The following is a 19,350-nucleotide window of genomic DNA, read 5'->3' as shown; positions in this document are numbered from 1 at the left end:
CGTGTCAAGGTCCGCTACAATGACAGCTACATGTATGGCTTTGCAGCCAATCGCTGTCAATATGTAGTATCAGGCCGAACGACCGTTCCGAAGCCGCGCCGCCGCGATACGCGCCTCGAGCTCGGGCGTCATCGGGCGGCTCAGCCCCTTGTCTACGGCATCCAACGCGAGCCGGTCCGAATTGGTTTCAATGCTCTCAATGAGTTGGCGCTGAAATTCTTCGAGCGACAGGCCCGGCTGGATGGGCGGCAGGAACTGGGCGCGGGCGGTGCCCGGCCAGAGGATCAGCGAATTGCGCCCCCAGAAGAGCCCGGAATTGAGCGCCACCGGCACGACGGGCACGCCCAGCTCCACATACATGCGGGCGAGGCCGTATTTGTAGTCGGGCTCGGCCAGCGGCGCCCGGCGCGTCCCCTCGGGGAAGATGATGATGCGGCAGCCCCGCGCCAGCGCGCCGCGCGCATCGTCCATCATGGCGGGAATGGCCTGCCCGCCGCGGGAACGATCGATGGTGATGGTATCGAGCGAGGACGCCGCCCAGCCGAAGAACGGAATGTTCATCAGCTCCTTCTTGGCGATGAAGGCCGGCCGGATCGTATAGGGGAGGATGGCGAAGATATCCCAGTCGCTCTGGTGCTTGGCCGCCAGGATGCAGCCACCCGGCGGGATATTCTCGCTGCCGGTGACTTCGGTGCGGATGCCCACGATCCAGCGCAGCAGGGCCTTGTTGGACTCGCCCCAATACTGGCCGATGCGCCAGTTGAGCTCGACCCGGCGCCGCGCGACGATGGCGATGGTGCCCACCACGATGGCAAGGATGACCGTCTGCCCCAGGAACAGCAGATAGAAGAGCGCCGAACGCAAGGACTGCACGACCAAGAAAGCCTCCAAGTATCCGGAACTTTGTAAGGCGTGTTTGGGAGTTTGGCGAGAAGGCCGTGTGTGAGGCTATCCCCACCCCTGTCCCCTCCCCGCAAGGGGGAGGGAGATCAGGTGTCGATATCGTGCCCGACCGAGCGAGAGGCGAGCTTACGAAATCTCGCTGAGGAAGCGGCGCACCGTCATGCGGGAGGTGATGGCCGTGAGCGCGGCGATGACGGGGACCACGGCGGCGATGCCGATGATGCCATCCCACCCCAGCGCGAAGGTGCCGAAGAAATAGCCGATCTGCGTGCCGGCGACGTCGGGCGCGACATTGCCCACGGTCGTGGCGACGAGGAAGAAGAAGAGGATCGCGGCCAGCCCGCCGATCACCCCGCCCCGCAGGCCGATGGAGAGGAACCGCCCCTGGAATTCGCCGGCAATGAAGGCATTGGACGCGCCGATGAAATGCAGCACGTCCACGATCTCGCGGTTGGAGGCCATGGTGCCGCGCGTGGCGAAGATGATGGCCAGAACCGTGGCGACGCCGATGAGCGAGAGCACGAGCAGGCCGGAAACCACGATCGTGCCGGCCATGGTGTTGAGCTGCTGGCGCCAGGCGGCGTGTGTATCGAGGCTCGCGCCCTTCACGGCCTTGAGGTCTTCGGTCAGCTTGGCGATATCGGCGTCTTCGGGATCGGAGAGTTCGACGACGACGAGCCGCGGCACTTCGATGGCCGAAAGGTCGAGCCCGGCGCCCAGCCAGGGTTCGAGGAGTTTGAGGTTTTCTGCTTCCGAGAGCGCGTGGGCGCTGGCGACGCCGGGGGTCGCCTCGGCGAGGGCCACGGCGGTGCGCAGGTTCGATTCCATCACCTCGCCCTCGACCGGGCGGATCTGGATGGTGACTTCGCGGCCGACTTCGGCCGACCAGCCCATGGCCGATTTCTGCACCAGCACGACGCCGCCCAGCGTCAGCGCCATGAGGAAGGTCATGATGGCGATGAGGAGCAGCAGCGTGCGCCCGGCGACCGAACCTTCCGGCACGACGGGTGTCGAGCGCGAGCGGCTCAACGCCTTGGCGATGGCCGGCTTGGCCCTGGGCTTCGGTGGCACCTGCTTGACGGCGGCGGGACGGGCCGGCTTGGCGGCTTTCGCGCGGGAGGTGTTGACGACCTTAGGCATGGATCTTCACCCCGCCATCGCGCAGCACCATGCGCGGATAGTCGAACTTGTCGAGGAGCGGCAATTCGTGGGTGGCGAGGATTATCGTCGTGCCCGAGCGGTTGAGCTCGGCGAAGAGGTGGACCAGGCGCTCGGAAAGCTCGGGATCGACATTGCCCGTGGGTTCGTCCGCCAGCAGCAGTTCGGGCCGGGCGATGACGGCGCGGGCGATGGCCGCGCGCTGCTTCTCGCCGCCCGACAGCAGGGAGGGATGCGCCTCCATGCGCTGGCCCAGGCCCACCCAGCGCAGCAATTCCTCGACATTGTCGCGGTAATCGCTTTCCGGCTGGCCGAGGACGCGCAGCGGAAGGGCCACGTTCTCGTAGGTGGTCAGGTGGTCGAGCAGGCGGAATTCCTGGAAGACGATGCCGATATGGCGGCGCATCTGCAGCAGGCGGTCCTGGTCGAGCTTGGTGACGTCCTGCCCGAACATGGTGATGCGCCCGCGCGAGGGCTTTAGCGACAGCAGCAGCAGGCGCAGGAGGGATGTCTTGCCGGAGCCGGACGGCCCGGTGAGGAAGTGGAACGTACCCGGCTCGACCTTGAAATTGAGGTCCTTGAGGACTTCCGGTCCCTGCCCGTAGCGCAGTCCCACATCGTTAAATTCGATCAATGCGCAACTCTCCGAATCAGCGCTTGGCGGCATCATAGAGCAAAAGCACGGGAGATGCGGCGCAACTGGACGTGTGGGGTGGTGGTTAGTGTGTGAGTCGCGCTGTTCGTTCCTCACCCACCGCACTTCCCCGGGCGAAGACCCGGGGCCCACGGATAGCGCCACTCGGGTGGAGGGGTGCAATAGGCCCCGGCTCTGCGGCCGGGGAAGTTCCGTGTGTGAGGCCGCTGCGTACTTCCACAGCACTCGCGACCGGGGGTCGAAGGGGGACTAGTCCCCCTTCTTGACCTTCAAAGGCCCAACCATGTTCTCCGGCTTCACTTCCGCATCGAACTCTTCGCCCGTCAGCAGACCGAGCTCGATCGCCGATTCCTTGAGCGTCGTCCCCTTCTTGTGGGCGTTCTTGGCGATCTTGGCGGCGTTGTCGTAGCCGATCTTGCGGTTGAGCGCGGTGACCAGCATCAGCGAATTGTTGAGGTGCTCGTTGATGCGCTTGCGATCGGGCTCGATGCCGATGGCGCAATTGTCGTTGAAGGACACCGCGGCGTCGGCGAGGAGGCGGACGGATTGGAGGAAATTGTAGGCGATGACGGGCTTGAAGACGTTGAGCTCGAAATTGCCCTGGCTGGCGGCGATGCCGATGGCGGCGTCGTTGCCCATGACGTGGACGGCAACCATGGTCATGGCCTCCGACTGGGTCGGGTTGACCTTGCCGGGCATGATCGAGGAGCCGGGTTCGTTCTCGGGGATGGTGAGTTCGCCCAGGCCCGAGCGTGGACCGGAAGCCAGCCAGCGCACGTCGTTGGCGACCTTCATGAAGGCGACGGCCAGTTGCTTTAGCGCACCCGAGGCGCCGACAAAGGCGTCGTGGCCGGCCATGATGGCGTATTTGTTGGGGCCGGTGACGAAATCGCGGCCGGTCAGGGTGGCGATCTCTTTTGCGACCGTAACCGCGTAGTCTGGGTGGGCATTGAGGCCGGTGCCGACGGCGGTGCCGCCCAGCGCCAGTTCCTTGAGCTGCGGGAGCGTGGCCTTGATGGCGGCCAGCGCATAGTCGATCTGGGCGACCCAGCCGCTCATTTCCTGGCCGAGGGTCAGGGGCGTGGCGTCCTGCAGGTGCGTGCGGCCGATCTTGACGATGCCCATGAACTCTTCGCTCTTTTCATGGAGCGTGTTGCGCAGCTTTTCGACACGATGGATGAGGTAGCCCTCGATCGCCTCGACGGCCGCGATGTGCATGGCGGTCGGGTAGGTATCGTTGGACGACTGGCTCATATTGACGTGGTCATTGGGGTGGACGGGCTTCTTGGAACCCATGACGCCACCGGCCATCTCGATGGCGCGGTTGGAGATCACCTCGTTGACGTTCATGTTGGACTGGGTGCCCGAGCCAGTCTGCCAGACGACGAGCGGGAAATGCTCGGCCAGCTTGCCGGCGATCACCTCGTCGGCCGCAGCGACGATGAGGTCGCGCGTGGTTTCATCGAGGAGGCCGAGCTTGTTGTTGGCCAGCGCCGCTGCCTTCTTGAGGATACCGAAGGCGTGGATGATTTCCTTGGGCATCTTCTCGCCGCCAATGTCGAAATTGGCGAGGCTTCGGGCGGTCTGGGCGCCGTAATACTTGTCGTTCGGCACGTTGATCGTGCCCATGGAATCGCTTTCTACGCGCGTCGTCATGCTTGGCTCCCCAGCGAATAAAACGAAACGGCCAGCCCCGCATGGGACTGGCCGTTGCAAAGAGTTTCAGTCCCGCTTGCGCAAGGAGCTTACTTCTTGGCCTCAAGAATCTGCCGGCCGCGATACATGCCGGTCTTGAGGTCGACGTGATGCGGGCGACGCAGCTCGCCGGAATCCTTGTCCTCGACATAGGTCGAGGCACTGAGGCCGTCAGCGGAACGGCGGAAGCCACGCTTCATCGGCGAGGTCTTGCGTTTTGGCACTGCCATGGTCGTTACTCCACCATAAATTGCATAGGAACCCAGCCGGACTGCCGCCCGGGGGCGCAAAGGCTGGTCCTGAATTGGATTTGCCGGTTCTATATAGACTCTTTTGCCGCTTGGCTAGACCCAAATCGGCCCGAAAAACGGGGCTATTTGAGGCAGTCGATCCGCGCTCCAGCCAGCCGCGCCCGCCCCTCGACCACCTGCGCCACCTTGAGGAGCTGGGCCGAGGGTTTGCCGGGCTTGCGGAGCCGCGGATTGGGCAGGGCGACCGCCATCAGCGACGCCTTGTGCCAGTCGAGGTCGGCCGAGCTCATGCCCAGCGCCTTTTGCGTGCCCGCCTCGATGCCGAACTCGCCCACCGGGCCCCATTGGGCGACGTTGAGGTAGATTTCCATGATGCGCTTTTTGGGCATGACCAGGTCGATATAGAGCGCCAGCGGGATTTCGAGGCCCTTTCGCAGGAACGAGCGGTTGTTCCAGAGGAAAAGGTTGCGGGCCACCTGCATGGTGATGGTCGAGGCCCCGCGCGGCTCGCCGCCCTCGCGCCAGATGCGGAACTCGTCGCGCAGCGCGCCGATATCGACGCCCCAATGGCGGCAGAACTGGCCATCCTCACTCATCATCACCGAGGCCTTGGCGGGCAGCGAGATATCGTCGATCGGCATCCATGTACGGTCGACAGGGTGGCCGGTGAAGTGCCGGCGGATCATGGGGATCGAGACCGGATCGACGAAGTTGTAGACCGGCACGAGGATCAGCGGCACGAGGATGGGCAAGGCGATGATGAAGACGAGCGCATAGAGCACCCAGCGCCACCACCGACGGCGGGGACGCTCTGCCTCCTTGGGCTCCTCGGGCGTGGCAGGTGCCTCTGCCGCCTCTTCCATGACCAAGACCTTCACACTGGACAGGACCGCCGCTGCGGTCCAAACCTTGCCCCCGATAACGCGAACGGCCGGCAAGAACAACATGACCGACTTCCAATCCGAGCTTTCCGGCATTGCCAAGGCAATCGAAGCGGCGCTCGACGAGTATCTTTCGGCAGAGCAGTTGGGCGGTCCCGGTGCGCCGCCGGACCGGCTGGTCGCCGCCATGCGCCACGGCAGCCTCAACGGCGGCAAGCGGTTGCGGCCGCTGCTGGTGAAGCAGGCCGCGGCGGTGTTCGGGATGGAGCGCGAGCAGAGCCTTGTGGCCGGGCTCGCGGTCGAACTCATCCATTGCTATTCGCTGATCCACGACGACCTGCCGGCCATGGACGACGACGATTTCCGCCGCGGCCAGCCGACGGTCCACAAGGCCTATGACGACGCCACGGCGATCCTCGCGGGCGATGCCCTGCTGACCCATGCTTTTGCGCTGCTGGCCGGCGAAAGCTGCCATGCCGACCCGGCCATCCGCGTAAGACTGGTGGCGGAGCTGGCGGCGGGAGCCGGTGCCGGCGGCATGGTCGGCGGGCAGATGCGCGACATCGAAGGCGAAACGCGCGGCTTTTCGGAAGGCGAAATCGCCCAGATGCAGGCAATGAAGACCGGCGCGCTGATCCGCGCCTCGGTGCGCATGGGCGCGATCCTGGGCGGCGCCGACGCGGCGGCACTGACGGCGCTGACGCTTTACGGCGAGGCGGCGGGCCGCGCCTTCCAGCTGGCCGACGATATTCTCGACGTCACCGCCTCGGCCGAAGCCATGGGCAAGGCGACGGGCAAGGACGCGGCGGCTGGCAAGCAGACGCTGGTGGCTCGGCTGGGCGTCGACGCGGCGCGAAAACATCTCGATGGCATCATTGCCGAAGCCCTCGCGGCGCTTGGCGCATTCGGGCCGGAAGCCGAGCCGCTACGGGCGACGGCGCGCTATTTCGGGAGCCGGACCACGTGAAGTTGCTGGCGGTCAACCTCGGCAAGCCGGAGCGCATTCCCTCCAAGACGGGAATGACCGGCATCTTCAAGCGCCCGCAGACAGGCCCGCTGCGGATCGGCAAGCTCGGGCTCGAGGGCGACGCCGTGCTCGACCGCAAGCATCATGGCGGGGTGGACCAGGCGATCTACGTCTATTTCCAGTCCGACTATGACTTTTGGGATGCGCAGATGGGCACCAGGATCCAGCCGGGGACGTTCGGCGAAAACCTTACCATCGACGGCGTCGATGGCATGGCGGTGTGCGTCGGCGACCGTTTCGCGATTGGCGAGGCGGTGCTGGAAGTTACCTCGCACCGCACGCCCTGCTCGGTCTTTGCCGCGCGTATGGGCGATCCCAGATGGGTCAAGACCTTCCACCGCGCCGGACGGCCGGGAGCCTATTGCCGGGTGATCGCCGAGGGCGCGGTTGAGGCTGGCATGGATGTGGGCTACCAAGGCTTTGCTGGCGAGAGGGTGACCATTTCCGAGCTTATGGCGCTCGACGGCGTGCGCGAGGTTCCGCGTGCCACGCTCGAACGGGCGCTGCGGGCGCCGGTGCATTACAAGATGCGCGACGATTACGAAGCGCGCCTCGCCTCCCTTTTCTGACCGACGAGATTTTTGCAGCAATGTCACTCGAAACCGTAAAGGCCGACCTGGCCGCCCGCGCTCCCGACCTCATCGTCATGGTGACCGACGATTCCACCGCCACGGTAGAGCTGGCGGCGCAGGTGCACGGGGTCGAACCCGGCCAGATCGCCAAGACGCTGTGCATCCGCGTCAATGGCGAGGTCTTTCTGCTGGTGACGCGCGGCGATGCGCGGCTCGATAATGCCAAGGCCAAGGCGGCGTTCGGCGGGCGTCCGCGCATGCTGGGCGCGGAGGAGGTCGAGGAATTGACCAGCCACAAGGTGGGCGGCGTGTGCCCGTTCGGGTTGCCGGGCCCGATGACGATCTATCTCGATGAATCGCTCAAGATTTATGACGAGGTGATTCCGGCGGGTGGGTCCACGCATGCCTCGGTGCGGCTGCCGCTGGAGCGGTTGGCGGAGTTGGTGGGGGGTAAGTGGGTGAGTGCGTGCCAGGTGCCGACGGCTGAGGTGGTTGGGTAGGAAGACCGACGCCTTTGGCCCTCCCCCTCCCTAGCCCTCCCCACAAGGGGGAGGGTAGTGTCTTTGGCGAAATCGAGCAACAAAACCCACCCTCCCCCTTGTGGGGAGGGCCAGGGAGGGGGTGAGCCCCAAACGCTGTGTTTGCTAGTCCTACTCGGCGGCTTCCTTCGCCCCGGCCCCGAACTTCTTCTCGATATAGTCCGCCACCATCACCTTGAACTGGTCGGCCACGTCGGCCCCGCGCAAGGTTGCGACCTTTTCGCCGTCGATAAACACCGGGGCGGCCGGGGTTTCGCCGGTGCCGGGCAGCGAGATGCCGATATTGGCGTGCTTGCTTTCACCCGGGCCGTTGACGATGCAGCCCATGACGGCGACCGAGAGGGTTTCGACGCCCGGATACTTTTCCTTCCAGTCCGGCATGGACGTGGTGAGGTGATCCTGGATTTCCTTGGCCAGCGTCTGGAAGGTGGTCGAAGTCGTGCGCCCGCAGCCGGGGCAGGCCGCGACCACCGGCAGGAACTGGCGGAAACCCATGGTCTGCAGCAATTCCTGGGCGACGCGCACTTCCTGCGTGCGGTCGCCGCCCGGTTCTGGCGTCAGGGAAATGCGGATGGTGTCGCCGATCCCCTGTTGCAGGAGAATGCCGAGCGCCGCCGAGGAGGCGACGATGCCCTTCGAGCCCATGCCCGCTTCGGTAAGGCCGAGATGGAGCGCGTAGTCGCAGCGGGCGGCGAGGTCCTGATAGACGGCGATGAGGCTCTGGACGTCGGATACCTTGGTCGAGAGGATGATCTTGTCGCGGCCGAGGCCGATTTCCTCGGCGCGCGCCGCCGACAGCAGGGCCGACTGGATGATGGCTTCGCGCTGCACGGCGGCGGCCGAGACGGGCGCGGCGGCACTGGCGTTTTCGTCCATGAGACGGGTCAGCAGCTCTTCGTCGAGCGAGCCCCAGTTGACGCCGATGCGGACCGGCTTGGCGTATTTGAGGGCGAGGTCGATGAGGGTCGAGAACTGCGTGTCGCGCTTGGCCTTGAAGCCGACATTGCCCGGATTGATACGGTATTTCGCCAAGGCCTCGGCGCAGGCCGGGTGGTCCGTGAGAAGCTTGTGGCCGATATAGTGGAAGTCTCCGACCAACGGCACGTCGATGCCGCGGGCGAGCAGGCGGTCGCGGATATGGGGGACGGCGGCGGCGGATTCGTCGCGATCGACGGTGATGCGCACGATTTCCGAACCGGCGCGCCAGAGCTGGGCCACCTGACGGGTAGTCGCCTCGATGTCGGCGGTATCGGTATTGGTCATCGACTGGACGACGATGGGGTTGTCGCCACCCACAATCACGCCGCCGACATTGACCCCAACCGAATGCCTGCGGGAAGCCGCGCCTGCCATGGATCACTCCTTGTAACGAGGAGAGGAAATAAGCCTTTGCCGGTAAGCGCGCAATGTTACGTTTGTGTGATGGTCCCGACGAGCCTTGATCGCTGGGCACGGGGCACCATCTATCAGACATGAGCAAGCTTTCTCCCCTCGCCGCCTTCGGGCAGTTCGCCGCCGGTCGCCTGTTCCTCTTCCGCAAGGAGGTCGGGACGCTGTTCCGCGCTTTCTTCCATCCGGCGACGCCGTTCCCGCTCAAGGCGGCGATGCTGTTCGTGGTGTTCTACCTCGTGAGCCCCTTCGACCTCATTCCGGATTTCATTCCGCTGGCCGGCTGGATGGACGACCTGGTGCTGGTACCGCTGGCGGTGAGCTTCATCGTCAGCCTGCTGCCGCTCGAAGTGACGGGCAAGAAGGTGCCGGTGACGGCTCCGGCCCCTCGCCGCTGATCGACAAGCGATATCAACGGCCCTAGCATCGCCCGCGATTCTAAAAGGGATGCGGGCGATGTCGTTTCAGGCCTATCTGGACACTATCAAGGAAAAGACCGGCAAGGGTCCCTCCGATTTCATCGCGCTCGCCCGCGCCAAGGGTTTTCTCGAACCCGGCACCAAGGCCACCCAGATCGTGGACTGGCTCAAGGACGAGTATGACCTCGGCCGTGGCCATGCCATGGCGATCGTGGCGACCCTCAAGGATTCCCAGACGCCGCGCGGCTCGGTGGACGAACGCATCGAAAAGCTGTTTTCGGGCAGCAAGGCCAGCTGGCGCGAAACCTATGAAGGTCTTCTCAATCGCCTGTCGAGCCTGGGTGAGATCGGCACCGGGCCGACCGATACCTATGTGAGCCTGCTGCGCGGCAAGAAGAAGTTCGCCATCCTGCAGCCGGGCGCGGCCCATCTCGATATCGGCATCAAGCGCAAGGACGAGCCGGCGACCGAGCGGTTCGCGGAAGCGGGCAGCTGGAACTCCATGGTGACGCACCGCGTACGCGTGAGCGAAGCCAGGGAGATCGATGCCGAAGTGATGGATTGGCTGAAGAAGGCGTTTGAAGCAGCCAAGTAAGGCCACTGCCGGTTTCTGACAGCGGGGCCTGCCAGACCTGAGACATCAGGAGAGCCCCAAAATGCCAAAATACTGGATCGCCGTCGCTTCCGCCGACCATGCCCGCAAGGGCAAGGCCGGGTTCATGCAGGTCAATCACGGCAAGGCCGCCCCGCTCCGGCGCATCAGCCCGGGCGATGGCGTGGCCTATTATTCCCCGACGGTGACGCTGGGCGGCAAGGACCGGCTGCAGGCGTTCACGACCATCGGCCGGGTCAAGCCGGGAGAGATTTATCCGGGCGAGATGGGCGGATGGACGGCATATCGGCGCGATGTCGAATATTTCGATGCGCGCGAGGCGCCGATTGCGCCGCTGCTTCAGGAGCTGGAATTCACGCGCGGCCGGACCAACTGGGGCTACCAGATGCGGTTCGGGCTGTTCGAGATCAGCGCGCATGATTTCGGGGTGATCGCGGAGGCGATGGGCGTGGAGGTTTAAGGCGTTCCCTCCTCTTCGCACCCCACACAACCCCGGTGCGCCCTCCCCCGCGGAGGCCCGGTCTTGAATCGCCGGGGCCCGCTGGCGGTGGTTTGCTCCTTTCCTCGGGGAAGTGGGACCCCGCGTCCTCTCGGATGCGGAAATCTAGACCGGCCTCGTACCGGCGAGCTGTCCCCAGAATTTATTGAGCATGTCCCATTCCCTGCGCGACTTCGGACCGAGATAGGCGTGGAAGTCTGCCGGCTTGGAGTCTTCAGGGTGGAGCCCTTCGTTTTGAAGCCCTTCAAGGAAACCAACGACAGCGAGGGTGCTGTCATAGTTGGCGGCGCGACTTGGGTTGTCCTGTTCGAGGGTTCTCTCGATTACTGCGAAAACAGCGCGCAACTCTGTATCCCGGCCCGCGAGGCGGGCCAGGATAATGTGGCGGACAAAGTATCCCATCCAGGCATAGGGAATGCCATCGGCGATCTCATCCACATCGAGCCCTGGACAAGCACGATCAAGGTCCTCGATGAGTCGGCTCATTCGAACCGGACCAGCAGATCCTTGGCGTCGATCTGGTCGCCGGGCTTGACCAGAACCTCGGCGACGACGCCGTCGGTTTCCGCGTGGATGGCGGTTTCCATCTTCATGGCTTCGATCGAGAGCAGCACGTCGCCGGCGACGACCGGCTGGCCGGCCTTGACAGCGAGGGTCGAGATGACGCCCGGCATCGGCGCGCCAACCTGCTTGGCGTCGCCGAGCGCCGCCTTGGGACGGGCGACGATCTCGCCGGCCTTGAGACGATCGGGCACTGTAATGGTGCGCGGCTGGCCGTTGAGGTCGAAGAAAACGCGGACCATGCCCTTGTCGTTCGTCTCGGCGCGGCCGAGATATTGCAGCACCAGCGTCTTGCCCTTTTCGAGATCGATGAAGAGCTCTTCACCGTCCTCCAGGCCATAGAAATAGACCGGGGTCGGCAGCGCTTCGGTCGGGCCGTACTTGTCCTGCGTCTTGACGAAGTCCGAATAGACCTTCGGGTACATGAGGTAGGACGCCAGGCGCTTGTCGTCGATCTTGATGCCGGTGGCGTCCTCGGCCTTCTTGCGCTCTTCGAGGAGATCGACGTCCTTGAGGTAGGAGCCGGGGCGCTCGGTCATCGGGGTGCGGCCCTTGAGGACCTTCTTCTGGAGCGCTTGCGGGAACCCGCCGGGGGGCTGGCCGAGATCGCCGGCAAAGAAGCCGACGACGGAATCGGGGAAGGCCACGTCGCGATTGGGGTCTTCCACATCCGCGCGCGTCAGGCCCGAAGAGACCATGGCGAGCGCCATGTCGCCCACGACCTTGGAGGACGGGGTGACCTTGACGATATCGCCGAACATCTGGTTGACGTCGGCATAGGTCTGGGCGACCTCGTGCCAGCGGCTTTCAAGACCCAGCGAGCGCGCCTGTTCCTTGAGGTTCGTGAACTGCCCGCCCGGCATTTCGTGCAGGTAGACTTCCGAGGCACCCGAGCGCAGGTCGCTCTCGAAGGCACGGTACTGCGTACGCACGCCTTCCCAGTAGAACGAGATCTGGCGGATGGCGCTGGAATCGAGCTCAGGATCGCGCTCGCTGCCTTCGAGGGCCGCGACGAGCGAGCCGAAGGTCGGCTGCGAAGTCGTGCCGGAAAGCGCGTCCATCGCCGCATCGACTGCGTCGACGCCCGATTCTACCGCCGCCAGGATCGTCGCGGCGGAGGCGCCGGACGTGTCGTGGGTGTGGAAGTGGATGGGCAGACCGATTTCCTGCTTGAGCGTCGAGATGAGCTTGCGGGCAGCGGCGGGCTTCAAGAGTCCGGCCATGTCCTTGAGGCCGAGAACATGGGCGCCGGCGGCTTCCAGTTCCCTGGCGAGCGCCACGTAATACTTGAGGTCGTACTTGGAGCGGTCAGGATCGAGGAGATCGCCCGTGTAGCAGATGGCGCCTTCGGCGACCTTGCCGGATTCAATGACGGCGTCGATCGAGACGCGCATGTTCTCGACCCAGTTGAGGCAGTCGAAGATACGGAAGATATCGACCCCGCCGGCCGCCGCTTCGCGCACGAAGAACTTTACGACGTTATCCGGGTAATTGGTGTAGCCGACCCCGTTCGAGCCGCGCAGCAGCATCTGCGTCAGGATGTTGGGCGCGCCTTCGCGCACCTTGGCCAGGCGCTCCCACGGATCCTCGTTGAGGAAGCGCATGGAGACGTCGAACGTCGCCCCGCCCCAGCATTCGAGCGAGAAGAGGTTGGGCAGGCCCCGGCTATAGGCCTGGGCGATGCGTGTGATGTCGAACGAGCGCATGCGCGTGGCCAGCAGCGACTGGTGCGCATCGCGCATGGTGGTGTCGGTGAAGAGCACGCGGCTCTGCGCCTTCATCCAGTTGGCCAGGCCCCTGGCGCCATCGCGCTCCAGCACCTGCCGGCTTCCCTCGATGATGGTCAGCGGCTCGAACTCGGGCACGACGGGCTTTAACGCATCGGCCGGCGGCCGTGGGCGGTCGCGCACTTCCGGGTGCCCGTTGACGGTGACGTCGGCGATGTAAGTGAGAAGCTTGGTGGCGCGGTCCTGGCGACGCTTGATGTCGAAGAGCTCGGGCGTCGTGTCGATGAAGCGCGTCGTGTAGTGGTTGTTGACGAAATCGGGGTGCGTGATGATGTTTTCGAGGAACGCCAAGTTCGTCTGCACGCCACGGATACGGAACTCGCGCAGGGCGCGATGCATGCGCGCGATCGCCTCTTCAGGCGAGGGCGCCCAGCAGGTGACCTTTTCGAGCAGCGGATCGTAGAACCGGGTGATGACCGCGCCCGAATAGGCGGTGCCGCCATCCAGCCGCACGCCGAAGCCGGTGGCCTCGCGATAGGCGGTGATGCGGCCATAGTCCGGAATGAAGTTCTCTTCCGGGTCCTCGGTGGTGATGCGGCACTGGATAGCGTGGCCGTTGAGCCGGATGTCTTCCTGCTTGGGCACGCCGGATTCGGGCGTGCCGATCACCGCGCCTTCGAGGAGCCGGATCTGCGCCTTGACGATGTCGATGCCGGTCACGACTTCGGTGACGGTGTGCTCGACCTGGATGCGCGGGTTGACTTCAATGAAGTAGAATTTGTCGGTATCGGCATCCATGAGGAATTCGACGGTGCCGGCGCCACGATAATTGGCGGCATTGCCGAGCCGCAGCGCGGCGCCCGTGAGATCATCGCGAACCGCCTGCGAGAGGTAGGGTGCGGGGGCGCGCTCGACCACCTTCTGGTTGCGGCGCTGCACCGAGCAGTCGCGCTCGAAGAGATGGACGAGGTTGCCGTGATCGTCGCCGACCAGTTGCACCTCCACGTGCCGGGCGCGCTCGATCAGCTTTTCGAGATACATCTCGTCCTTGCCGAAAGCGGCCTTGGCCTCGCGCTTGCCTTCCGAGACTTCGTGGCGGAGATCGCCCTCGTTCATGATGCGGCGCATGCCGCGTCCGCCGCCGCCCCAGCTCGCCTTGAGCATGAGCGGGTAGCCGATCTCGGCGGCCATTTTTGCGACCTCATCGAGATCGTCCGGGAGGGCGTCCGTCGCGGGCACCACCGGCACGCCCGATGCAATGGCCATATTTCTGGCCGCAACCTTGTTGCCCAGATCGCGCATCGTCTGGGCGCGCGGGCCGATGAAGATGATGCCGGCATCTTCACACGCATCGGCGAATTCGGGGCTCTCGGAGAGAAGGCCATAGCCGGGGTGGATGGCGTCCGCGCCCGAAATGCGGGCGATGCGGACATACTCGTCGATCTGCAGATACGCTTCGACCGGGCCCTTGCCCTTGCCGATGAGATAGGCCTCGTCGGCCTTGAAACGATGGAGCGCCAGCTTGTCTTCTTCGGCATAGACGGCAACCGTCTTCATGCCCAGTTCGTTGGCGGCACGGAATACGCGGATCGCGATCTCTGAACGGTTCGCGACAAGTATTTTCTTGATCGGCATCGATTTAACTCGAGCTTAGAGGGGAAAAGGGCCCGCCAATGCGAGCCCGTCGAAACGGCGCTTGGCGCGCCTTTTATTTGGTGAGGTGACCGGCCAGGTGACTCATGTCGTAGCCGGCACCCGCCGCCTGGGCGATGATGTCGGCTCCGTCCATTTCCCCGGCCTGGCTCAGCGCCCAGAGCGTGGTGGACCGTGTCCCCGAACGGCAGAAGGCAAAGACCGGCCCATCGCTCCCCTCAAGCGCGGCCCGGGTCTTTTCGACCATGTCGGGTGTGACGCCGTCCCGCCCGAGCGGAATGGCAATATAATTGAGCCCGGCGGCCTTGGCGGCCGCTTCGATCTCGACGCTCGCCGGCTGGTCCGGCGATTCGCCGTCGGGGCGATTATTGATAATGGTGGTAAAGCCGGCGGCTTTGAGTGCGGAAACATCCTCGGGCAGTATCTGCCCGGAAACGGTGATGGTGTCGTTGATCCGTTTCAGTTCCAACAATCGCACTCCCTTAGCGCTGCCAACGCGTCCCGGCGACCTTTATATCCACGGCATGGATGCGGAAGCAACTGCGACCAATGGGCAAGATATTATGCGGCGCGGGCACCAAGCGGAACGTTTTTGCGCGAAAGCGGCTGCGGACGCCCGAGGAGGAATCCCTGGAAATGCGTGCAGCCGGCGGCCTTGAGAAGCTCGAGCTGTTCGGCCGTTTCGACGCCCTCCGCCACGATCTCGATGCCCGAGACCCGGCCGATCTCGCAGATGGCGGCGACGAGCACGTTGTCGACCGGATTGTCGGCCAGATTGGCCACATAGGACCGGTCGATCTTGAGCACGTCGAACGAGAACTTCTTGAGATATTCGAGGCTGGCATGCCCTGCCCCGAAATCATCGATCGCCACCCGTACGCCCAGCTCGCGGAGCGCGGCAAGGTTGCGCTCCTCCACCCCGCCTGACTTGAGCGGCACGGTTTCCGTGACCTCGATAGTGAGCCGTTTCCCCTCGATGCCGGTATCGGCGACGATGGCCGCGAAGCGCTCGGCAAAGTCGGAGCGACGCAGTTGCGCGGCCGAGACGTTGATCGAAAGGCGCGGCGCGCCCAGGGCCTCGATATCGAGGCAGGCCCGGCGCAGCACCCATTCGCCCAGCCGGCTGATGAGGTCGCTCTCCTCGGCGATATGGATGAATTCGCTCGGCGGCACGGTACCCCGCACCTTGTGCTGCCAGCGCACCAGGGCCTCGTGCGATTGCAGGCGCCCATCGGCGTCGAAGACCGGTTGGTAGTGCAGGTCGAGCTCGTCGAGGATGATCGCGGCGCGCAGCTCGCGCTCGATGAGCCGCTTGTGGCGGACATCGGTGAGCATTTCCGGATCGAAGGCCATGACCCGGTGCCGTCCGGTGCGCTTGCCCTCGTAGAGCGCAAGATCCGCCAGCGAGATGAGCTGGTCAGGAAAGGCGCTGTCCTCGGGGGAGAGCGAAATGCCGATGGTGGCGCTCAGCCGCACCTGCCGCCCGGCAACCGCCACCGGCGCATTGAGCGCGGCGAGGACCTGCTGGCCGATGGCGACGGCAGCTTTCTTGGAGCCACATCCTTCAAGGAGAATGCCGAATTCATCCCCGCCCAGCCGCCCGATCAGCGCCTGCGGCGCCACGGCGGCAATGGCGCTGACGAGGTGCTTGAGCGCGGCATCGCCTGCCCCGTGCCCGTCCCCGTCATTGAGAGCCTTGAGGTGATCCATATCGATCTGGAGGTAGGCGACCGGCGCGGCCGCCTCGCCCGAAACGCGCGCCTTGAACTCGCCGAGAAAGGCCGCGCGGGAGAGCGCGCCGGTGAGGCCGTCATAGCGGGCCCGGTCAGCCACGGCCATGCGGTCGGCGGCGAAGGCATAGAGCCGGCGGCGCAATACGAGGAAGGAGGCGATGAGGAGGCCGAAGACGGTGACGAGAGAAAGTGCGGCGCCGCCCAGCAGCAGCGCATCGATGGTGTCGCGATCACTGGCGAGAACGAAAGCGGCGATGATGAGGATGAAGGGCAGCGGCACGACGCCGATGGCAATGGCGGCCAGGCGCGTATGGCTGTCGATGAGCGCTCGTGCCCCCGCGCGACGTCCCACTTTGCTCATTTGGCAAGCTCTCCCGGCTCATCCTGTCGAGAGGCTCCTGCCTCCCCGTCGACTGTCGCCGGGCAAAGCTTAAGGCTGCATGAAATCCGCTCGGGGAACCTGCGTTTATCCCCTTGGAATCACTGGCGCTTTCTTGCCCCCGCGCGCGCCGGAGGGAAGACGAGTTTCATGACGTCTTCGTGACATTGCACCGCGAACCGATGGCGTGGGTTAACCGGCCCTTACGGCGCGACCGCCCCGACCCAGGTGCGCCAGATATCGCCGCGCTCGGCGACGAACCGGTCGGCAATGCCCTCTTCGGTCGCCCCGGGCTCGGAGAGGCGGGCGAGCATGGTGTTCATCTCGGCAATGGGAAGCGTGGCGCGCTGCAGGTAGGAGGCGACGCTGGGCGTATCGGTGAAGACCCATTCGGCCGCCGCGATCACCACCGAATCCGGCGCGAAGGCCGAGGGCTTCGGCGCCGCGCAGATGCGCGAGGCGAGGCACGCAAAGGCCTCGCGATCATAGGCGCCCAGATCGAGCTGCCTGAACGAGAACTGGCTGAGCACGGCATTAGGCTGCCAATAATAGAACAGCACCGGCTCCTTGCGCCCCACCGCCTCGGCGATGAGCGTATCCATCTCGAACCGGTTGCCCGGCTCGACGATGTCGAAGAGGCCATCGAGCCCATAGGCCTTGAGCATGTTGCGGTTGATGATCGAGCAGGCCCAGTCGGGCGGGCAGGAGATGAAGCGCGGCCGCGCCCCGTTGCGCGAGAAGGCGGCGGCGTGGTCCTTGAGGCTCGCGGCGGTCGTGATCTCGGGATTGGCGGTAGCGACGTAATCGGGAATGAACCAACCCTCGAAGAGCGACTGGTCATAGGTCGGCGCCGCCTGGCGCAGCTTCTGCGCCTTGACCCCGGCATTCCAGGTTTCCGAAACGCGCAGCACCCACATTTCGGGCGCGATGGCCGGCTGCTGGGTCGAACCCATCGAAGAGGCCGTCGCCGCCAGGTCGCCCGGCACGAGCTTTACCTCGCAATCGAACTGCGCCTTGAGGATGCGGGCATGGATTTCGGCCAGGATCGCCGCCGAGGGCCATTGCATCCGGGCAATGGCGATGGGCTTGGTGCCGCAGGGCGGCTGGGCGATGCCCTGGGTGACCTGGCCGGTGGTGACATCGAGCGAATTGAACGAATCCTGCCCTCGCGCGCCGGCGCCGGATACCAGCAGAAAGACCATGGCGAGGCGAAGCAAAAGACGGGTCAAAGAAGGCTCCTGCGATCGGGCGAGAATCCGGCCGGCGACGGGGCGAACTTGGCAAAAGCCGCGCCATTAAGCAACAAAGCGCGAGCCCCGGCCGCCGCGGCGATACCCCGGTGACACCTGCCTTGAAAGTGTGCCAAAGTCCTTGCCAGCGGGGCGCCATGGCGCCCCCAGCTATTGTGCCGTGTTTGGGAGCCCGAAGATGCTCGACAAAGAGTGCCGGGGGCGCACGGCGCGCAACAGAGGGACAATAATGAACAATTTCAAGAAAACGCTTTGCCTGGCCGCTGCAGCCTCCGTGCTCGCGGCCGCGGCGCCGGCTCTTGCCGACGACGTGAAGCTCGGCTTCCTGGCGGACGTGACCGGCCCGATCGCCGGCTTTGCCGGCGGCATGGTTTCGGCCGGCAATCTGGCGGTCGATCAGGTCAATGCGCAGGGCGGTATCCTGGGTGGCCAGAAACTGGTGTCGATCACCGCTGACGGCGCCTGCTCGGCCGACACTGCCGGCCCCGCCGCCGACCGTCTCGTCAACACCGAGAAGGTGACGGCGATCTTCGGCGACTATTGCACGGGCAGCACCATTGCCGCGGCCAATACCGCGGCCATCCCGGGCAACGTCGTGATGATCTCGCCGTCGGCTTCCGCGCCGACCGTGACCACCGTCAAGGACAACGACCTGCTCTTCCGCACCGTGGTTTCGGACGCCTTCCAGGGCGCCAAGGCCGCCCAGCTCCTGCTGTCGCAGGGCGTCAAGGAAGTCGGCGTGACCTATGTCAACAACGACTACGGCAAGGGTTTGGCCGACCAGTTCGTCAAGTCCTTCACCGAAGGCGGCGGCAAGGTTGCGGCCAATGTGGCGCATGAAGACGGCAAGGCCGACTACCGTCCGGAAATCGGCCAGATCGAAGCCACGGGCGTGCAGACGCTCGTCATCTACGGCTATGAGAATGCCGGCGGTGGCGCCATCCTCAACCAGGCTGTCGAAGCCGGTTCCTTCAAGCTCTTCGTGGGCGGCGACGGCATGGCCGGCGATGCCCTGCTCAAGTCGCGCGACGCGGCGAGCCTGGAAGGCATGATCCTGACGCAGTCTTCGGCCGCTTCGGGCGAGGTCTACGACATCTACGCCAAGCTCGCGACCGACGCTGGCCTGGTCCCCGACACCACCTATGGTCCGCAGTCCTATGACGCCGCGTTCCTGCTGGCGCTCGCCATCGAGAAGAACGGCACCGCCGATCGCGAAGGCGTCTCCAAGGCCCTGCGCGATGTCGCCAACGCCCCGGGCGAAGTGATCCATCCGGGTGAGTGGCAGAAGGCCGTCGAGCTGATCAAGGCCGGCACCGACATCAACTACGAAGGCGCCTCGGGCCCGATCGAGTTCGATGAAGCGGGCGACGTGGCCGGCGGCATCGACTACTTCGTCATCGAAGGCGGCAAGATCGTCAACAAGGGCCAGATCCAGTAAGACTGGTT

At 64.8% G+C, this 19,350-nt stretch carries 19 protein-coding genes; 7 read left to right on the top strand and 12 right to left on the bottom strand.

Features of this window, described 5'->3' with window-relative positions; translation table 11 throughout:
- Nucleotides 1-69: 69 nt before the first annotated feature.
- From JNE37_RS09525 to JNE37_RS09500, 6 genes are all read right to left on the bottom strand, one after another.
- Nucleotides 70-873 carry a lysophospholipid acyltransferase family protein gene (locus JNE37_RS09525; protein WP_246513664.1) on the bottom strand — a complete coding sequence of 268 codons (804 nt, stop codon included), beginning with the start codon at nucleotides 871-873 and terminating at the stop codon, nucleotides 70-72.
- Nucleotides 874-1,029: 156 nt separating this feature from the next.
- On the bottom strand, nucleotides 1,030-2,043 hold the full coding sequence (locus JNE37_RS09520) for a cell division protein FtsX (protein ID WP_035037909.1): 1,014 nt from the start codon (nucleotides 2,041-2,043) through the stop codon (nucleotides 1,030-1,032).
- A complete protein-coding gene (gene ftsE, locus JNE37_RS09515; RefSeq protein WP_035037911.1) occupies nucleotides 2,036-2,695 on the bottom strand; it encodes a cell division ATP-binding protein FtsE in 660 nt (219 codons plus the stop codon). Before ftsE ends, JNE37_RS09520 begins: the two co-directional genes overlap by 8 nt.
- Before the next feature lie 270 nt (nucleotides 2,696-2,965).
- Nucleotides 2,966-4,372: a class II fumarate hydratase gene (gene fumC / locus JNE37_RS09510; protein ID WP_203066075.1), complete on the bottom strand. Its 1,407-nt coding sequence runs from the start codon at nucleotides 4,370-4,372 to the stop codon at nucleotides 2,966-2,968.
- An 89-nt stretch (nucleotides 4,373-4,461) separates the two neighbouring features.
- Nucleotides 4,462-4,641 carry a 50S ribosomal protein L32 gene (rpmF, locus tag JNE37_RS09505; protein ID WP_035037915.1) on the bottom strand — a complete coding sequence of 60 codons (180 nt, stop codon included), beginning with the start codon at nucleotides 4,639-4,641 and terminating at the stop codon, nucleotides 4,462-4,464.
- Between the two features lie 143 nt (nucleotides 4,642-4,784).
- Complete coding sequence (locus JNE37_RS09500) at nucleotides 4,785-5,609, bottom strand: biosynthetic peptidoglycan transglycosylase (protein ID WP_246513605.1); 825 nt, start codon at nucleotides 5,607-5,609, stop codon at nucleotides 4,785-4,787.
- Between JNE37_RS09500 and JNE37_RS09495 the strand changes: the two genes are divergently transcribed.
- Genes JNE37_RS09495 through JNE37_RS09485 form a run of 3 tightly spaced genes read left to right on the top strand, consistent with a single transcriptional unit; the run spans nucleotide 5,608 to nucleotide 7,642 of the window.
- Nucleotides 5,608-6,510 carry a polyprenyl synthetase family protein gene (locus JNE37_RS09495; protein WP_203066074.1) on the top strand — a complete coding sequence of 301 codons (903 nt, stop codon included), beginning with the start codon at nucleotides 5,608-5,610 and terminating at the stop codon, nucleotides 6,508-6,510. The genes JNE37_RS09500 and JNE37_RS09495 overlap by 2 nt on opposite strands.
- A complete protein-coding gene (locus JNE37_RS09490; protein ID WP_203066073.1) occupies nucleotides 6,507-7,139 on the top strand; it encodes an MOSC domain-containing protein in 633 nt (210 codons plus the stop codon). Before JNE37_RS09495 ends, JNE37_RS09490 begins: the two co-directional genes overlap by 4 nt.
- Before the next feature lie 20 nt (nucleotides 7,140-7,159).
- On the top strand, nucleotides 7,160-7,642 hold the full coding sequence (locus tag JNE37_RS09485) for a YbaK/EbsC family protein (protein ID WP_203066072.1): 483 nt from the start codon (nucleotides 7,160-7,162) through the stop codon (nucleotides 7,640-7,642).
- Nucleotides 7,643-7,792: 150 nt separating this feature from the next.
- On the opposite strand, the gene ispG is transcribed toward JNE37_RS09485, so the two are convergent.
- Nucleotides 7,793-9,034 (bottom strand): flavodoxin-dependent (E)-4-hydroxy-3-methylbut-2-enyl-diphosphate synthase, encoded by a 1,242-nt coding sequence (ispG, locus tag JNE37_RS09480; protein ID WP_203066071.1) that lies wholly within the window; start codon nucleotides 9,032-9,034, stop codon nucleotides 7,793-7,795.
- Between the two features lie 119 nt (nucleotides 9,035-9,153).
- On the opposite strand from ispG, the gene JNE37_RS09475 reads away from it, so the two are divergent.
- From JNE37_RS09475 to JNE37_RS09465, 3 genes are all read left to right on the top strand, one after another.
- Nucleotides 9,154-9,468, top strand: a complete 315-nt coding sequence (locus JNE37_RS09475) for a YkvA family protein (RefSeq protein WP_203066070.1) — start codon at nucleotides 9,154-9,156, stop codon at nucleotides 9,466-9,468.
- A gap of 58 nt (nucleotides 9,469-9,526) precedes the next feature.
- Nucleotides 9,527-10,084, top strand: coding sequence for a DUF4287 domain-containing protein (locus JNE37_RS09470; RefSeq protein WP_203066069.1), 558 nt, complete (start codon nucleotides 9,527-9,529; stop codon nucleotides 10,082-10,084).
- 61 nt (nucleotides 10,085-10,145) lie between these two features.
- The gene (locus JNE37_RS09465) at nucleotides 10,146-10,562 is read left to right on the top strand and encodes an EVE domain-containing protein (protein WP_203066068.1); all 417 of its coding nucleotides are present in this window, start codon (nucleotides 10,146-10,148) and stop codon (nucleotides 10,560-10,562) included.
- A 144-nt stretch (nucleotides 10,563-10,706) separates the two neighbouring features.
- Here JNE37_RS09465 and JNE37_RS09460 read toward each other — a convergent pair whose 3' ends face one another.
- From JNE37_RS09460 to JNE37_RS09440, 5 genes are all read right to left on the bottom strand, one after another.
- Nucleotides 10,707-11,087 carry a DUF7674 family protein gene (locus tag JNE37_RS09460; protein ID WP_203066067.1) on the bottom strand — a complete coding sequence of 127 codons (381 nt, stop codon included), beginning with the start codon at nucleotides 11,085-11,087 and terminating at the stop codon, nucleotides 10,707-10,709.
- The gene (gene pyc, locus JNE37_RS09455) at nucleotides 11,084-14,524 is read right to left on the bottom strand and encodes a pyruvate carboxylase (protein WP_203066066.1); all 3,441 of its coding nucleotides are present in this window, start codon (nucleotides 14,522-14,524) and stop codon (nucleotides 11,084-11,086) included. Before pyc ends, JNE37_RS09460 begins: the two co-directional genes overlap by 4 nt.
- Nucleotides 14,525-14,597: 73 nt before the next feature.
- Nucleotides 14,598-15,011 carry a protein tyrosine phosphatase family protein gene (locus tag JNE37_RS09450; RefSeq protein ID WP_081840798.1) on the bottom strand — a complete coding sequence of 138 codons (414 nt, stop codon included), beginning with the start codon at nucleotides 15,009-15,011 and terminating at the stop codon, nucleotides 14,598-14,600.
- Nucleotides 15,012-15,103: 92 nt separating this feature from the next.
- Nucleotides 15,104-16,636 (bottom strand): putative bifunctional diguanylate cyclase/phosphodiesterase, encoded by a 1,533-nt coding sequence (locus tag JNE37_RS09445; RefSeq protein WP_052016027.1) that lies wholly within the window; start codon nucleotides 16,634-16,636, stop codon nucleotides 15,104-15,106.
- A gap of 221 nt (nucleotides 16,637-16,857) precedes the next feature.
- Nucleotides 16,858-17,883, bottom strand: coding sequence for a glycine betaine ABC transporter substrate-binding protein (locus tag JNE37_RS09440; protein ID WP_203066065.1), 1,026 nt, complete (start codon nucleotides 17,881-17,883; stop codon nucleotides 16,858-16,860).
- Between the two features lie 250 nt (nucleotides 17,884-18,133).
- Between JNE37_RS09440 and JNE37_RS09435 the strand changes: the two genes are divergently transcribed.
- Nucleotides 18,134-19,342 carry an ABC transporter substrate-binding protein gene (locus JNE37_RS09435; protein WP_035037929.1) on the top strand — a complete coding sequence of 403 codons (1,209 nt, stop codon included), beginning with the start codon at nucleotides 18,134-18,136 and terminating at the stop codon, nucleotides 19,340-19,342.
- Nucleotides 19,343-19,350: the final 8 nt, after the last annotated feature.

Source organism: Paradevosia shaoguanensis (assembly GCF_016801025.1).
Classification (GTDB): Bacteria; Pseudomonadota; Alphaproteobacteria; order Rhizobiales; family Devosiaceae; genus Paradevosia; species Paradevosia shaoguanensis.
This window is presented reverse-complemented; position numbering and strand designations above follow the sequence as displayed.

Coding starts and splice junctions, on each gene's coding strand:
- JNE37_RS09435 (WP_035037929.1), top strand. CDS start 18,134: ATGAACAATTTCAAGAAAACGCTTTGCCTGGCCGCTGCAGCCTCCGTG.
- rpmF (WP_035037915.1), bottom strand. CDS start 4,641: ATGGCAGTGCCAAAACGCAAGACCTCGCCGATGAAGCGTGGCTTCCGC.
- JNE37_RS09460 (WP_203066067.1), bottom strand. CDS start 11,087: ATGAGCCGACTCATCGAGGACCTTGATCGTGCTTGTCCAGGGCTCGAT.
- JNE37_RS09465 (WP_203066068.1), top strand. CDS start 10,146: ATGCCAAAATACTGGATCGCCGTCGCTTCCGCCGACCATGCCCGCAAG.
- JNE37_RS09495 (WP_203066074.1), top strand. CDS start 5,608: ATGACCGACTTCCAATCCGAGCTTTCCGGCATTGCCAAGGCAATCGAA.
- pyc (WP_203066066.1), bottom strand. CDS start 14,524: ATGCCGATCAAGAAAATACTTGTCGCGAACCGTTCAGAGATCGCGATC.
- JNE37_RS09470 (WP_203066069.1), top strand. CDS start 9,527: ATGTCGTTTCAGGCCTATCTGGACACTATCAAGGAAAAGACCGGCAAG.
- JNE37_RS09475 (WP_203066070.1), top strand. CDS start 9,154: ATGAGCAAGCTTTCTCCCCTCGCCGCCTTCGGGCAGTTCGCCGCCGGT.
- JNE37_RS09485 (WP_203066072.1), top strand. CDS start 7,160: ATGTCACTCGAAACCGTAAAGGCCGACCTGGCCGCCCGCGCTCCCGAC.
- JNE37_RS09445 (WP_052016027.1), bottom strand. CDS start 16,636: ATGAGCAAAGTGGGACGTCGCGCGGGGGCACGAGCGCTCATCGACAGC.
- ispG (WP_203066071.1), bottom strand. CDS start 9,034: ATGGCAGGCGCGGCTTCCCGCAGGCATTCGGTTGGGGTCAATGTCGGC.
- JNE37_RS09520 (WP_035037909.1), bottom strand. CDS start 2,043: ATGCCTAAGGTCGTCAACACCTCCCGCGCGAAAGCCGCCAAGCCGGCC.
- fumC (WP_203066075.1), bottom strand. CDS start 4,372: ATGACGACGCGCGTAGAAAGCGATTCCATGGGCACGATCAACGTGCCG.
- JNE37_RS09500 (WP_246513605.1), bottom strand. CDS start 5,609: ATGTTGTTCTTGCCGGCCGTTCGCGTTATCGGGGGCAAGGTTTGGACC.